The organism is Bacteroides sp. HF-162, from assembly GCF_015679285.1.
Lineage (GTDB): Bacteria > Bacteroidota > Bacteroidia > Bacteroidales > Bacteroidaceae > Bacteroides > Bacteroides uniformis.
This window is the reverse complement of the sequence record NZ_CP064937.1, coordinates 2,531,616-2,545,275: the sequence shown is the minus strand read 5'-3', so window position 1 is coordinate 2,545,275 and position 13,660 is coordinate 2,531,616. Positions and strand designations below refer to the sequence as shown.

Sequence of the window (13,660 nt, the reverse complement as noted above, 5' to 3'; positions counted from 1 at the left end):
AGACAGCCTTGTTTATTTTATGTGCAAATGTAACTGTTATCCTAAATAACCATTCAGAATTATTTCAGCATTTCACCTTTTTCGTTGAAAAACACAACGCTTTCGGTTCCGACGGCATCAACCAAAGTTACTTTATAAGTCTTTACGCCATCTTCTGCCACTTCTACGGCTGCTTCCTTAATGGTGGATTCAGCATAGTCTTTCTTGATGGCGTCCTGAACTGCCTGCGGGAGTTCCTTTATATCAATCGGTTTAAACTCGTTCACCATTGCAACGATTTCAACATCTGATGCCATGTTGTTAGCGAATGCTACTGAACTACCTAATCCCATTACCAGTGCTACTGCAAACAATACCTTTTTCATAATGCTAATTATTAAATTGTTAAACATCTTATCGTCTTACGCTAAAGAATAGACAATCACCGTGCCAAATAAATGGATATTTATCATATTGCTGTAAAACAGACCCTTATGAATTATTCATATTGCATAATGCAAATGTCTGATGGGCATTTTTTCTACAATGATGTGGAATGCGATACACATGGCTACACATGGTCTAACGACTGTGAATAAGAGAGTTGAGACGTTAAAATCATGCAGACGGCATGCGAAAGGAGTCGTAACGAAAGTAATCTCTCCATTACGGCTCCTGGTTATTATCCTTCTACTGTTAAAAAGTAATATCCAATTTCACCATGAATGTTATCGAACGATAGCCGCACTCCTTGCTCAACAGGTTGTTCACCATAAACTGGAAAGCGACTCCCTTTGTCACTTTCACGCCGAAGTAATTGCGTATATGTTCGTAAAGGAGATAGCCCATTCGCTGGGATTTGAAAATACGGCGTTCTTCACCCAATTCTTTAAACGGTTCACCGGCTCTACTCCGCAGGAATATAGAAAACATTAATCTGCCAGATACCTTTTCATTCGCGGCGAGTACTCTGTCCGGTAGTTTCCGCAACTGTCCGTATAGATAATGAAATTGTCAATTTCCGGATGCTCTTTCTACAACTGACGGGCTTTGCGGCTCCCCAACGTCATAAAGGCCGTTGCATAGGCATCAGCAAGCATGCACTGATGGGCAATAATTGTAGCACTCAATATATCCTTTTGAACCGGATATCCTGTTATCGGATTGATGGCATGAGCGTATTTCCTTCCATCTTTCAGATAGAAATTACGGTAGTTGCCGGAAGTTGCGAGTCCCAGCCGTTCCGACAGTTGCACAATTTGTTCAAGCTCGGAGTTTGTTCCGGTACTGTCATCCTTCGGTCTGACAATGCCAATGCACCAATTCCACCCTTGCGGGTTCTTTCCTTTCGCTATCATTTCGCCGCCGATGTCTATCATATAGTTCGATATGCCTTTGCGGTCGAACAAACACGCGATTATGTTACAGATAGTACCGCCGCCGAGCACCGAGAAATTGAGCAGGATGCGGGGATCGTCTTTCATCACACGGTTGCCCTGTAAACGCACTTTTCGGAAGCCTACAAAGTGGCGGATACTGTCTACGAGTTGCGGAGTGATGCTGTCAAACTTTGTAAAGCCAAATCCCCACAGGTTGATAAGCGGTGCACAAGTTACGTCAAATATCCCGCCTGTTTGTTCCGACGCTTGCATGGCTGTGCGGAAAGGATTGCATCAAGTTATATATCTTACGATGTTTTTTGTGCCAAGTGTATCTCTATGTAGAATACATTTCTAATTAGCTAAGCGATATATGAAACTAATCTTATCGAAAATTTTGTCCGTATCTTCTCCGACCTTTGGGTTAATCAGTTCAGCATATATCTGCATAGAAAAGATTGATTTTGTGTCCTAATACTTTTGTAAAGTTTCTTATGGCACGCCTTTTAATATACCCGAAACAACAAAGGTATAATGTCCGATATGAAAAAAACTGGATTTTTATTGAAGCGAATCAATTCTTTTATTATTTTTACCTTTCTTTCCATAACCAACGTGGTGCGCCGTTGCGCCCTGCAGCTGCTCATGTCGAAACAGAAAACACTGGACAAGCAGACGCTGAAGGAAGCCTTACAGAAAGAAACACAGAAAATGTGAAATTATTACGTGGACTCCGACGGACCGCCCTGCTTGTGTTACCGGCTGCCTTGCCCGGGATGAACCTTTGAGATGCAACCGCCAGACAAAGGGGAAGAGGAACACTTCCATACCCGTAACCCGGCAGGACAGTCTTATGCCAGGGACACAACTATAGAAAAAAGGACAGACCTGATAGTAAGATGCGTTTGGCAAAAAAGGAAATGATGAATATTAATAATAGAAAAAGACATTTGTTCCGCAAAGCATACGCGGATATGTACATAAAAGAAGAGAAATATCTTCAAAAGGAGGATTGTTTTCCAGCCCCCCATTACTGGTAGTTTTTAGGAGATAAAGCCTAAGGATATTTTGTTTTTCTCACTTGAAAACCTTATTTTTGCATAACAAAAACGTCCTTTGAATGTATGCAAGATGAAACAAGCCGCTGAATTTCGCTCGTTTCTAAATAGTTACCTATTAAATAAAAATAACAAGAGAACTATTTAATTTTCAGTTAGATAGCAAAAGCATTGTGTTTCGCTGTATGAAATGTTACATGCTTTGATATCCCAGCTTGTTCAACCCATTTATGTAAAATTGCATTACTTCTCCCCAGTGAGACCAATCCGGCAAACACCTTTTCCGTTTCTGGTGCATTTCCTCTGTCTGGCAGATGTTTTATGGCTTCCGAACAGAGTGGAAGCGATATGGCTTCTTTCGTCTTCTTCTGAATAATACTCAATAGTGCATTGCCATTTTCATCATAGCGTATATCTTCCCATCTCAATGCAATAATATCACAATGCCTCAACCCACAAAAACAGCTGAATAAAAATGCTTTCCTTAATAAGGTATTATAAAAAGGAGTATGAACCAATCTGGTCAATTCCTTTATAGTAAGATAATCCCTTTCTGTTCGATTACGTTTTGGTTTGTCCTCGTTCTTTATCTTATTCATCGGATTAACAGTTATATAATCTTCAGAGACGGCCCTATTCAAGCAGTAGCGCAGCGTTTTCAAATAATAGAATTGGGTGTTAACATGCAATGTCTTTTCCTTCTTACAATGTTCTTGTTTTGTTTTCTTCAAGTAATCTATAAAACCCAACAAATAAGTCTTGTCCACCTTCCTTAGCAATATTCCATTCGGAGTATATCTTTCCAAATGGCATACAACGGCATGTATGGCACTTTTCCGTACTCTATTGTTCACACTTTGTTCTGCTATTAATTTCATATAGCCAGTCAGCTTCATATTGGACAATCTGTTATGATTAAATCCGTAAGTTTGATTATATATTTCCAAAATCTTCTGAGCCTTTATCGCATTTGCCAAATTTAGCGTCTCGACATTTCTTTTTTTATCAGCTTGATTATGTTCAGGGATAATATACAACTTTAAGAATTCGTATTGCCGCCTTCCATTCATATAAATATCCAGATATATGGATTGGCATCCATTAACCAATTTTTTTGTTCTCACCTTTATTGGCTCTTTTAAATTCAATTGCTTTTTCATATTCTTTAAATAAAAACATACAGTTTATTATTAGTAGTAACAAAGCAGTAACAAAAATCAATCCTACAAATTGCTTTCATGTTCTATCACTCTTGTCTTTTTTTATAATTACCTTATTAACTATCAAACATTTACAGTATAGGGCACAGCGTTACTGAAAGAACAAATATAATAATAAGCCAGTAACAATTAAACTATCAAGAGTGTGGCTATTGCTATGGCGGCGGAAACTTTCTCTGGAAATTTATTTTCCATCACTTTGCTTCTACACTTCCACCCACCTTCTGCATTCCCCTATCCATCGGCATTTGCCCTGCGGTGGAAGCAAGCCGAAAAGGTGGAAGCAAATTTTGCTTCCACCTGCCTGAAACGCCGAGGTTTTGCAGTAACCACCTGTTTACTAGCATAATATTACGTAAGAGCTACATAAATCAATCAGTTCGTTTTTCCTGCATTTTCGAGCTTGCTCTTCTACGAAATCGGTGGATATCGAGTTGGGCGGTAGGACGCATCATTCCGCAGGGACTATGAAAGGTACCGGTAGAGTGAGCCATTCAAGCGGATGATTTCTAACTCATGGCTATGAATAATGCCGTCTAATGTCCTTTAAGTTGTTGTACAATACATTTGCGCCCTATCCACAATAGATGTAGGCTACGTACTTCATCCGAAAAGTCTTGGGGTTAGTGACGCCTAACAGTCATGAACAACCCTGCTTACGGCCATAAAGCAATCGCTTGACGACCATTAGCAGAGTTGTTCATGGCCGTTAGGCGTCATTAATCCCCTATGCAACAGCAGACAAACAAAGAGAGAGAAGCCAAGGATCGTCTGTGTTTTAGATAGAAAGCCCATTTATTAGCAGGTGTACCGGAAGAAAAGTCATGCCGCATAATAGTTCTGGATAATAATGTACCCCAGATTTCTCTTTATTATCATCCCATAAAGGGAGATTCGGTGCTCCAAGCAGAACGTGATGACTGGAATGTAAGCTATGAATTGGGTGATACTTGGAAAAATGCACGAAAAATAAAGTTGAAAAATAGTTCTTTGTTCAAGATTGATGTATTGGTGTATCCGGAATTCTCTTTCAAGAACGTGATTATTACGCAGATTTATCAAATTCTATTTGATTTGAGCCCTGCAATAGAAATTTCGTTATGGAAGGGGATGAAAGCCACAGCACAAGTGAAGATACCGGTTTATAATGATGGATATGGAGCTCGGGAAGGAAAGGTTCATCCGGGTTTCCTAACTCTTTCACAACGTTTCAGGTTGCCTTATAATGTTTTTGGTAAATTCTCTGTAGGCTATTTTAGTGGTAACCGATATGGTGCTGATGTAGATTTCTTTCGCCCCTTTAAAGATGAACGTTTTTCTTTGTTGGCAAGAATAGGATATACGGGAGCTGGACGTTGGGACGGATTTAGGTTCCAATATGATCCTTCATTATGGCGTATGACGTGGTCTTTGGGTGGAAATTTCTATTGGCCACGATTTAATACACTGTTCACACTGAAGGCTGAACAGTATTTGTTGAAGGAAAAGGGGGTTCGGTTTGAAATGATCCGTCATTTCCGCTATTGTTCGATAGGCTTTTATGCGATGAAGGCGGAGCATGCCAAAGCAAATGGAGGATTTCGGTTTCAAGTGGCATTGCCTCCTTACAAATATAAAAGAAGGGGGCATATCCCACGTGTGAATACTTCTACTAACATGGGCATTGCTTATAATGCGGGTAATGAAAGGTATTATTATAAGGACTATAAGGCAGAAGCAAGTGATAATATAATGGAAAGAAATAGTTTTAACCCATATTTTATTAAGTCAGAATTGTTAAATTTTTAATTAATTAATTGAGATGAAAAAGAAAATTTTTTTAAGTGGCGTAAATGCTAAATTAGCATTGGCGGCAGTGGCTTTGACAAGTGTGATGTTCACAAGCTGCGAAAAAGAAGAATTCAATGTTGCGCCTGTAGAATTGGACCCTGCAAGTGCTACTGTTGCTATTACTGTATATGATTTATCAGATGGTTCTATCATAAATGGTGCAAGCATTACAGAAAATGGTGCTGCTATTACTAGCAATCCTTTCGTAATTGAAGCTGGTTCAGATGGAAAGATTGCTGCTGCAACAAGAACTTTTGCAGCTACAAAAGACGAGTATCTGTCTGGAGAAGGCCAAGCTACTGTTCCTGCTTTGAATAAAGGACAATTTGCTTTGATTCCGGTAAGTATTTTCTTGCAACAAGAACTGAATGCTGCTGAAGATGTTGTTGTTGATCAGGATGAGGAAACTATTACCCCTAGTGAAGTTGGAGGAGAACAAAAAGGTGGTGAAAATACAAGTAGTAAAGAAAAAGAAATGGATCTGCCATATACAGCAAAAGTTGGACAAGAAGTTACTAATATTGCTGCTGTAAATGCATCGATTGATGCTATGCCTATAACTAGAGGATTGTCTGATGATGAAGTAAAAAAGGTGTTGAAAGCATTGGTTAAATCATATAGCCCGGGTATCACAGATGTAACTTATACTAAGAAAGTAACAGTTCCTGCTTATACTATTGTAACTTTGAAGACTACTACAGAATACGAAACTTCTGATAATACAATCTCTACAGTGGTGGATGGCAAACTGTACACTATTCCTAATGTAAAGATTAAGAAGGTAGTTAAGACTGTTGTAGATCCAGTCTTTACTTCAACTGAACATGGTCATGGTCACGGTCATGGCAATGGTAACAATGCCGGTGGTGGTGACGGTGCTACTGAATAATAATAGTTTTAGTTATTATTTTAATTTTAAACTAAAAGAATAATGAAAAGTAAATTAGTAATAGCCTCCTTATTATTAGCAGGCGCTTGTGCAGCAAATCTGAATGCACAAGAAAAAACGAACTACTACACTCCGAAATGGAGCGATAATATTTTCGTGAGTGTAGGTGGTGGTGTCCACGCTATCAACAATGATGGTTTCAATAAATTGGCTCCGCATTTCAGCGTATCAGTTGGTAAGTTGATTACTCCGACATGGGGTGTACGTGCCCAGTTCAATGGCGTTACTCAGCACTTGTGTCTGGATAACTCATATTGGGAACACAATAAGACGTACTTTGGTGGTAACATTGATGCAATGATCAATCTTTCTACATTGTTCGCAGGCGTTAATCCTAACCGTTTCTTTGAAGTTTATGGATTCTTGGGTCCTCAAGTAACTGTTGCAAAGTCAGCAAATGTGCTGATTCAAAACGATGGAACAATGATTCCTGATGGAGATGAAAAGGCTAGAGCACGTGTAGGTGCTTCTGCCGGTTTGGGCTTGAAGTTCAATATCAACACCAAGTGGGCCATTGACGTAGAAGCTCGCGGTGCCATCGCTCCGTCCATTTTCGGTAATATCAGCAGCCATCGCAAGGCTGAAGGTACAGGTATGCTGACCGCAGGTGTTAGCTACATCTTCGGCGGTAAGAAGTTCGTTCCGGTTTCTAAGATTGACGAAGACGCAGTCAATGCGGAAATCAACAGATATAGAAGTGAACTGGCTCAGGCTCAGGCTGACCTGGCTAACTGCAAGAATGCACTGGCCAACGCTAAACCTGAAGTTAAGGAAGTGACCAAGGAAGTTGAAGTTGCCGGTCCGCGTGCCATCTTCTTCAAGATTGGCAGCGCCCGTCTGGACGACTATGGCAAGGTTAACATCGAACTGGCTGCCAAGATTCTGAAGGCTAATCCGGACAAGAAGTACAAAGTTGCAGGTTATGCTGACAAGGCTACCGGTAGCGCTTCTTGGAACCAGAAGCTGTCCGAAAAGCGTGCCCAGGTTGTTTACGACGCTTTGATTGCTCAGGGTGTTGACAAGGACCAGCTTGAACTCGTAGGATTCGGTGGTACTGAAAACATGTTCGGCAAGAACTTCCTGAACCGCGTAGTTATCCTGGAATAATACACTCCAAGTGACAAATAGACTCTAAAAATGAAGGCGTCTGGGACTCAGACGCCTTTTTTTGGTACTATGTCCGATGTATGTTATAAAGCAACCCATTTTTTATCAGCGACTGAATTTATATGTGATGATGAAGTTTAAGCTATTCTTTATCGTTCTGTTTTGCAGCCTTTCCCTTTCGGCCTTTTCCCAGTTGACGTATGGTACAACCGGGCTGTTGCATGCGCCCTCTGCAGAGATGCAGCGCGACAAGACTTTCATGGTCGGCGGCAACTTCCTGAACAAGGAGCTCACACCGCCCACCTGGTACTATCATACCTACAACTATTTCCTGAACGTCACCATCTTCCCCTTTCTGGAAGTGGCCTACACGTGTACGCTCTTCAAGGCGGAGGCGTTGGGATTGAAGCCATACGGGTATAGCGGGTTCACGAACCAGGACCGCTACTTTTCCGCCCGTCTGCGTGTGTTGAAGGAGGGGCAGTTCTGGAAATACATGCCGGCTGTCGTGCTGGGGACGTCCGACCCGTTCACTTCCTCCGGCGGCGGCCAGGTAGGCACCACGGAAGGTAACGGCTATTACAGCCGTTTCTATATTGCCGCCTCCAAGCATATACCCGTTGTGGGTAAGGAGGAGATCGGTGTCCATCTTTCCTACCTTTACAACAACCGCAAGGAGTACAAACTGAATGGCTTTGCACTGGGTGTCACCTACAATCCCACCTTCCATCCGCAGTTGAGGGTGATAGCGGAGTACGACTCCAAGGACTTTGCTTTGGGAGCCACTTATCTGCTGTTCAAGCATCTGCATGTGCAGGTCGAAATGCAGAGGATGAAATATTTCACGGGAGGGCTGACATACAAAATTCATTTGAAATAAGAAGTAAGTCAAAGTCTCGTTGACTCCATAAAAAAAGCAGCTAAAGTATGACATCAACTTTAACTGCTTTTATTCTAATAGACCAATTTTACATTGTCAATCCATAGCGAATTGCCAGGAGAACCTATATAAGCACCACCATGACTAGAGGTGAATTGCAACAGCAAATGAGTGGGCACATCGTCCTTCGTCCCCCAGGCAACCTCCTTAATAGGCACACTCTCTCCTTTACTGTTAACTGCATAGCGTTCTTCAACCTGAAGACGCATCATGTGGGCCTTGTATGCAGGGTCACCGGTGATATCACCGTACATGATGGAATAAGTGGCATTATTATGCCAATCGGTAGTAGTATAATATCGTACGACCATCGTTCCTACACGCTTGGCATAGATATTTCCCTTCTCATCTTCCCAACGCTTTTGCAGAAACAGATTCACTTCCGGGAAGTCCTTTCCCTCAACATCTGTGATACGGCTAAAGCCCGTTGCACGGATACGCTTCTCGCGGTCGGACATCTTTACTTTATAATCAAACTGTATGGCGATAGGTTTCTTTGTAAACGGTATGCCGGAATTCAGCATTTTCTGCGGATTCTTGGTCCCCTTGATAGGTTCGTGCACCTCACCCAGAAACATGGAGCCGGCAGCCAGCACCGTGATATCCACTATTCCAAAAACCTTCACACTCTCCATACGGGTGTCCATACGGGCACAGAAACCATCCCCTCGCTTTTCCGGGAAAACAGAAGTATTGGTTTTCGTGATACCGGCTACCCGGGCCATCACATTGGATGTCGCCCACGGCGAACCTCCCATATTCTTGTATGCCTTGGTCTCGGTGACAGTAGCAGTAGGCCCGATGGCATATACATTCTTCGTGGCACCGCCAATAATACCGGATTCCTTGATTTGGCGGTCAATCCATTGATCCATATTTCCGAAAGGAATCATCTCTACCTCGTGCTGCTGTGCAGAAACTGCTCCGCAACAGAGCATGGCAGACAGCATTCCCAATATACGAACTTTCTTTTGAATCATTTCTCTCATTAATAATTGACAATCATTATAAATCGTACTTCCACTGTTCCAGCGCAAAATTCCAGTTATCCTGAACCAACTGCACTGTACGCTCATCATACTTGTATTTATTCTTCTTATATCCTTTCTTTCCGCCTACATACTTTTCAATATCGGCACGTGCCTCTGCAAAGCCCGGAATGGACAAAGCCTTGTAGATATGTTCAGTCATTCCCATTGCATCCGCTTCGAAGTCCTCAAACTTCACCTCTATCAAGTTTCCTTTAGGAATGCATGTCTTGTCCGCTTCGTACTTATGATACAGTTTGGCATAAATGGACAAAATATTCTTCTCAAGCTCCTCATTACTGATATCCTGCAACTTCAACGGCTGAATGGTGTTAGTAAAGAAACTACGTGTGCTTTCGAAAACAGTATAAGGATTACGCATCAGATAGATAAACTTAGCATTGGGGAACATCTTGACAAGCTCTTTCACACGTCCCGTATGAGGCGGATTCTTACTAAGAAACTGAGTTCCCTTCGTATTCCAAAGAGAGATTTTTATCAATTTGACGAAAGTCTCCTCAAACACTTTCAGTTCTTTCTCTGTAATATCATCAAACAGCAGATATTTATCGGCATACTCTTGCTGATATTCGGGCAGGAACCAGAAATTATAATAGGTGTAGGGCATCATATTTGCCAAAGCAAACTCCTCTTCTTGCGGAAGGTCGACGGCAAGCTCCATATTGTCCGTGGGGCGTTTGTCCGGCATCAGCCAGCTCATGTTCTTCTTAAAGAAAGGCTGCCCCCACATCATGAGATGCGGAAATACAGTCTGGTATGTCGTGTTGTAGCCGAAATGCTTGTCGCAGGAGAAAACATTATGCACAAACGTAGTCCCGCTACGCCAATGTCCCAAAATGAATACCGGATCATGCTCCAGGGGCTTATCTGCCAGGAGCTTTTCATAACATCTGTCCTGCAGAGGAGCCAAAGTGGACAGCAGGCGGCAGACAGCTTTTGTCAGCCGATACTTGCCTTTGTAGGCAGCACCGATGTCACGACCGCCCGTTATATCCTTGAATGTTTTCCAATCTGCGCCTACCAATGTGTTTATAGGAAGCTTGTTGAATTCTAATAGTCCCATTATAGTCTATATATTAATATATTACAGTTTCTCTCCCACTCTATCAAAAAGCTGTTTATTCTTTTTCCACAACCACTGCAATGCCTTGGCGCTCCAACTCCTTCACAGCCTTTTCTATGGCTTCGTAATGTTCGGGAGCTATACCCAGCTTAGGCAAATTCAGTATAGGCAGATCTTCGGACAAGTGCATCTCCTTATCCTCCACCCTATCGATAATCATACCTACAGCACTGGTATTGTTGGTTATCGGGTCTATCAGGATGAACGAACCGGTAGCCTTATTCTGCCGATAAGGGTCAAAGAAAAGCTCTTTGGCAGTGGTCAGCACCACGCGCGCAATCTGATTGAGCTGCATCGGCAATGTTTCCTTGCTCAACTTTCCGTTGTCAATGGAAAGATGCTCCATCGTATTGACATCCACTTTATACTTGATGCTGTCGATGCGGGTACGGCTTATATTGGTGGTCTGTTTGATGAAGAATGATTTGTTGATATCCATCGGCTCTTCATCCATCCAAACCAGCATCGTTTCAAAATTGCGGTCCATGACGGGCAGGTTATCCGGATGTACCAGCATTTCCCCTCTCGACACATCTATTTCGTCCTCCAAAGTCAAGGTGACGGACTGGGGCGGAAAGGCGTAATCCAACTCTCCATCGTATGTAACTATACTCTTGATATGCGACTTCTTACCGGAAGGCAATGCCATCACTTCATCTCCCTTACGAACAATACCCGAAGCCACCTTGCCGCAAAAACCACGGAAATCAAGATTGGGGCGCAAGACGTATTGAACCGGGAAACGAAAATCCTTCAAATTATGATCGTTGTCAATATGTACCGTCTCCAGAAAGTCAAGAAGTGAAATACCCTCATACCAAGGAGTACGTTCCGATTTCTCCACTACATTGTCCCCGTCCAAAGCTGACAGCGGAATGCAGTTTACGTCAGGAATACCCAATGGAGCTATAAACTTCCGATATTCATCGACTATCTCATTAAAACGTTCTTCGGAGAAATCCACCAGGTCCATCTTATTGACAGCAAGCACCACATGCTTGATGCCAAGCAACGACACCAGGAAAGTATGCCGGCGCGTCTGCGTAATGACACCCATACGTGCATCCACCAGAATAATTGCCAGGTTAGCCGTAGAGCCTCCGGTAATCATGTTGCGTGTGTACTGCTCGTGTCCCGGAGTGTCGGCAATGATAAACTTACGGTTGTTGGTCGAGAAGTAGCGGTATGCCACGTCGATGGTGATGCCTTGTTCGCGCTCTGCCTTCAAGCCGTCCAGCAAAAGGGCGTAGTCAATGTGGTCGCCGGCATTTCCCATGCGCTTGCTGTCGCGTTCCAGTGCGTCCAGCTGATCCTCATATAGTTTCTTGCTGTCGAACAACAGACGGCCTATCAATGTGGATTTTCCGTCATCCACAGAACCGGCAGTCAGTAAGCGCAATAAGTCTTTCTGCTCATCCTTATCAAGAAAAGCCTTTATATCAAGTGTAGAATCGTTCATCCTTAATGATTTAATTTTTAATTCTTAATTTTTAATTCCTTTAGAAGTATCCCTCGCGCTTCTTCTGCTCCATGCTTGCGTCTTGGTCGAAGTCAATGACACGGGTCGTCCGTTCACTCTTGGTGGTGGTCATCATTTCCTCGACAATCTTCTCGATGGTATCGGCATCGCTTTCCACAGCACCGGTCAACGGCCAGCAACCCAGCGTACGGAAACGCACCATACGCATCTTTATCTGGTCGCGGTACTGTTCAGGCAAGCGGTCGTCATCCGCCATTATCAGATTTCCGTCAATCTCCACACAAGGACGTTCCTTGGCAAAATACAACGGCACAATAGGAATATTTTCCAAACGTATATATTGCCAGATGTCCAGCTCCGTCCAATTACTTAACGGAAATACTCGGATACTCTCTCCTTTATGTACCCGGGCATTATAAATATCCCACAATTCGGGACGCTGGTTTTTGGGGTCCCATTGATGGAACTTGTCACGGAAGGAGAAAATACGCTCTTTGGCGCGTGACTTCTCCTCATCGCGGCGAGCGCCACCGAATGCCGCATCAAACTTATACTTATCCAATGCGTGGAGCAAAGCCTGCGTTTTCATCAGGTCCGTATGCACCTTGCTGCCATGCGTAAAAGGTCCGACACCTGCATTGAAAGCTTCCATATTGCTTTCCACTATCAGGTTCCAACCATACTTCTTGGCATACTCGTCACGGAACTGTATCATCTCCTTAAACTTCCACTTGGAATCGATGTGCATCAACGGGAACGGCACTTTGCCGGGAGCAAACGCCTTTTCGGCCAAGCGCACCATAACCGAAGAATCCTTGCCGATACTATACAGCATCACCGGATTCTCAAACTCCGCTGCCACTTCACGGATAATATGAATGGACTCTGCTTCGAGTTCCTTCAAATGGCTCAATTTATATTCTTCTTTCATTATATCTTATTTCTTCTGAATTCTTGGTAAAATGAGTTCCAACAGTTTATTGACCGATTCTTCCAGGCTGAGAACAGAGGTATCCAACGTCAGAGCCGGATGAGCCGGTTCCTCAAAAGGCGCGGAAATACCTGTAAAATTCTTGATTTCTCCCTTACGTGCCTTGGCATAAAGTCCCTTCACGTCACGGCGTTCACACTCTTCAAGCGGGGTACTGACATAAACTTCCAGAAAATCGTCTTGTCCGATAATATCAGCCGCCATTTCACGAATATCGTTATTAGGACTGATAAAAGCCGCGATTGTTATAACACCCGTATCAAGAAAGAGTTTGGAAACTTCGGCTATACGCCGGATATTCTCCACACGGTCGGCCTCCGTAAAACCGAGGTTATTGTTGATGCCACTGCGGATGTTGTCACCATCCAGGATACGGCAAAGCAATCCTCTTTTATGAAGTTCGCGCTCCAAGGCAATGGCTATCGTACTTTTGCCGGAGCCGCTCAAACCGGTAAACCAAACCATCACGCTGTGCTGCTTCAACAAGTCTTCTTTGTCTTTCCGCATCAGCATTTTGTCAAATATCGGATATATGTGGTTGTTTTCTTCCATATG

Annotated in this window: 13 protein-coding genes and 2 pseudogenes; 6 read left to right on the top strand and 9 right to left on the bottom strand. The window is 43.0% G+C overall.

From position 1 onward, the window contains the following. Nucleotides 1–59: 59 nt before the first annotated feature. Nucleotides 60–365 carry a hypothetical protein gene (locus ITJ87_RS10300; RefSeq protein WP_005859437.1) on the bottom strand — a complete coding sequence of 102 codons (306 nt, stop codon included), beginning with the start codon at nucleotides 363–365 and terminating at the stop codon, nucleotides 60–62. A gap of 439 nt (nucleotides 366–804) precedes the next feature. On the opposite strand from ITJ87_RS10300, the gene ITJ87_RS18690 reads away from it, so the two are divergent. Next, nucleotides 805–915, top strand: coding sequence for a helix-turn-helix domain-containing protein (locus tag ITJ87_RS18690; protein ID WP_229031962.1), 111 nt, complete (start codon nucleotides 805–807; stop codon nucleotides 913–915). 98 nt (nucleotides 916–1,013) lie between these two features. Here the strand turns inward: ITJ87_RS18690 and ITJ87_RS10290 are convergent, their stop codons facing one another. After that, nucleotides 1,014–1,631, bottom strand: coding sequence for an FAD:protein FMN transferase (locus ITJ87_RS10290; RefSeq protein WP_005825771.1), 618 nt, complete (start codon nucleotides 1,629–1,631; stop codon nucleotides 1,014–1,016). 81 nt (nucleotides 1,632–1,712) lie between these two features. Continuing rightward, nucleotides 1,713–1,904 (bottom strand): annotated as a pseudogene (locus ITJ87_RS18685) (site-specific integrase); the annotation flags it as partial. A gap of 18 nt (nucleotides 1,905–1,922) precedes the next feature. Between ITJ87_RS18685 and ITJ87_RS10285 the strand changes: the two are divergent. Beyond that, entirely contained in the window at nucleotides 1,923–2,075 is a 153-nt protein-coding gene (locus ITJ87_RS10285) for a hypothetical protein (protein WP_226791237.1), read from the top strand. A 496-nt stretch (nucleotides 2,076–2,571) separates the two neighbouring features. Here the strand turns inward: ITJ87_RS10285 and ITJ87_RS10280 are convergent, their stop codons facing one another. Continuing rightward, nucleotides 2,572–3,576, bottom strand: coding sequence for a site-specific integrase (locus ITJ87_RS10280; RefSeq protein ID WP_229135121.1), 1,005 nt, complete (start codon nucleotides 3,574–3,576; stop codon nucleotides 2,572–2,574). An 864-nt stretch (nucleotides 3,577–4,440) separates the two neighbouring features. Here ITJ87_RS10280 and ITJ87_RS10275 point away from each other — a divergent pair. The 4 genes and pseudogenes from ITJ87_RS10275 to ITJ87_RS10260 all read left to right on the top strand — a co-directional run. Next, nucleotides 4,441–5,424, top strand: a pseudogene (locus tag ITJ87_RS10275) (hypothetical protein); the annotation flags it as partial. Nucleotides 5,425–5,437: 13 nt separating this feature from the next. After that, nucleotides 5,438–6,355: a DUF3869 domain-containing protein gene (locus ITJ87_RS10270; RefSeq protein ID WP_117967090.1), complete on the top strand. Its 918-nt coding sequence runs from the start codon at nucleotides 5,438–5,440 to the stop codon at nucleotides 6,353–6,355. A gap of 42 nt (nucleotides 6,356–6,397) precedes the next feature. Then, nucleotides 6,398–7,522: an OmpA family protein gene (locus ITJ87_RS10265; protein ID WP_196096220.1), complete on the top strand. Its 1,125-nt coding sequence runs from the start codon at nucleotides 6,398–6,400 to the stop codon at nucleotides 7,520–7,522. A gap of 127 nt (nucleotides 7,523–7,649) precedes the next feature. After that, nucleotides 7,650–8,402, top strand: coding sequence for a YjbH domain-containing protein (locus tag ITJ87_RS10260; RefSeq protein WP_057256766.1), 753 nt, complete (start codon nucleotides 7,650–7,652; stop codon nucleotides 8,400–8,402). A 74-nt stretch (nucleotides 8,403–8,476) separates the two neighbouring features. Here the strand turns inward: ITJ87_RS10260 and ITJ87_RS10255 are convergent, their stop codons facing one another. Genes ITJ87_RS10255 through cysC form a run of 5 tightly spaced genes read right to left on the bottom strand, consistent with a single transcriptional unit; the run spans nucleotide 8,477 to nucleotide 13,657 of the window. Then, on the bottom strand, nucleotides 8,477–9,442 hold the full coding sequence (locus ITJ87_RS10255) for a PCMD domain-containing protein (protein ID WP_034525516.1): 966 nt from the start codon (nucleotides 9,440–9,442) through the stop codon (nucleotides 8,477–8,479). A 25-nt stretch (nucleotides 9,443–9,467) separates the two neighbouring features. Beyond that, nucleotides 9,468–10,574, bottom strand: coding sequence for a sulfotransferase (locus ITJ87_RS10250; protein ID WP_117965426.1), 1,107 nt, complete (start codon nucleotides 10,572–10,574; stop codon nucleotides 9,468–9,470). Between the two features lie 55 nt (nucleotides 10,575–10,629). Further along, nucleotides 10,630–12,093, bottom strand: coding sequence for a sulfate adenylyltransferase subunit CysN (gene cysN / locus ITJ87_RS10245; RefSeq protein WP_117965428.1), 1,464 nt, complete (start codon nucleotides 12,091–12,093; stop codon nucleotides 10,630–10,632). Between the two features lie 40 nt (nucleotides 12,094–12,133). Then, nucleotides 12,134–13,045 carry a sulfate adenylyltransferase subunit CysD gene (gene cysD / locus ITJ87_RS10240; protein WP_005826557.1) on the bottom strand — a complete coding sequence of 304 codons (912 nt, stop codon included), beginning with the start codon at nucleotides 13,043–13,045 and terminating at the stop codon, nucleotides 12,134–12,136. Between the two features lie 6 nt (nucleotides 13,046–13,051). Further along, nucleotides 13,052–13,657 (bottom strand): adenylyl-sulfate kinase, encoded by a 606-nt coding sequence (gene cysC, locus ITJ87_RS10235; protein ID WP_005836053.1) that lies wholly within the window; start codon nucleotides 13,655–13,657, stop codon nucleotides 13,052–13,054. Nucleotides 13,658–13,660 lie beyond the last annotated feature (3 nt).

Bases quoted from the DNA above. Each gene is read 5' to 3' on its own strand.
- ITJ87_RS10250 (WP_117965426.1), bottom strand. From the start codon at position 10,574: ATGGGACTATTAGAATTCAACAAGCTTCCTATAAACACATTGGTAGGC.
- cysN (WP_117965428.1), bottom strand. From the start codon at position 12,093: ATGAACGATTCTACACTTGATATAAAGGCTTTTCTTGATAAGGATGAG.
- ITJ87_RS10265 (WP_196096220.1), top strand. From the start codon at position 6,398: ATGAAAAGTAAATTAGTAATAGCCTCCTTATTATTAGCAGGCGCTTGT.
- ITJ87_RS10255 (WP_034525516.1), bottom strand. From the start codon at position 9,442: ATGATTCAAAAGAAAGTTCGTATATTGGGAATGCTGTCTGCCATGCTC.
- ITJ87_RS10270 (WP_117967090.1), top strand. From the start codon at position 5,438: ATGAAAAAGAAAATTTTTTTAAGTGGCGTAAATGCTAAATTAGCATTG.
- ITJ87_RS10300 (WP_005859437.1), bottom strand. From the start codon at position 365: ATGAAAAAGGTATTGTTTGCAGTAGCACTGGTAATGGGATTAGGTAGT.
- ITJ87_RS10290 (WP_005825771.1), bottom strand. From the start codon at position 1,631: ATGCAAGCGTCGGAACAAACAGGCGGGATATTTGACGTAACTTGTGCA.
- cysC (WP_005836053.1), bottom strand. From the start codon at position 13,657: ATGGAAGAAAACAACCACATATATCCGATATTTGACAAAATGCTGATG.
- cysD (WP_005826557.1), bottom strand. From the start codon at position 13,045: ATGAAAGAAGAATATAAATTGAGCCATTTGAAGGAACTCGAAGCAGAG.
- ITJ87_RS18690 (WP_229031962.1), top strand. From the start codon at position 805: ATGTTCGTAAAGGAGATAGCCCATTCGCTGGGATTTGAAAATACGGCG.
- ITJ87_RS10280 (WP_229135121.1), bottom strand. From the start codon at position 3,576: ATGAAAAAGCAATTGAATTTAAAAGAGCCAATAAAGGTGAGAACAAAA.
- ITJ87_RS10260 (WP_057256766.1), top strand. From the start codon at position 7,650: ATGATGAAGTTTAAGCTATTCTTTATCGTTCTGTTTTGCAGCCTTTCC.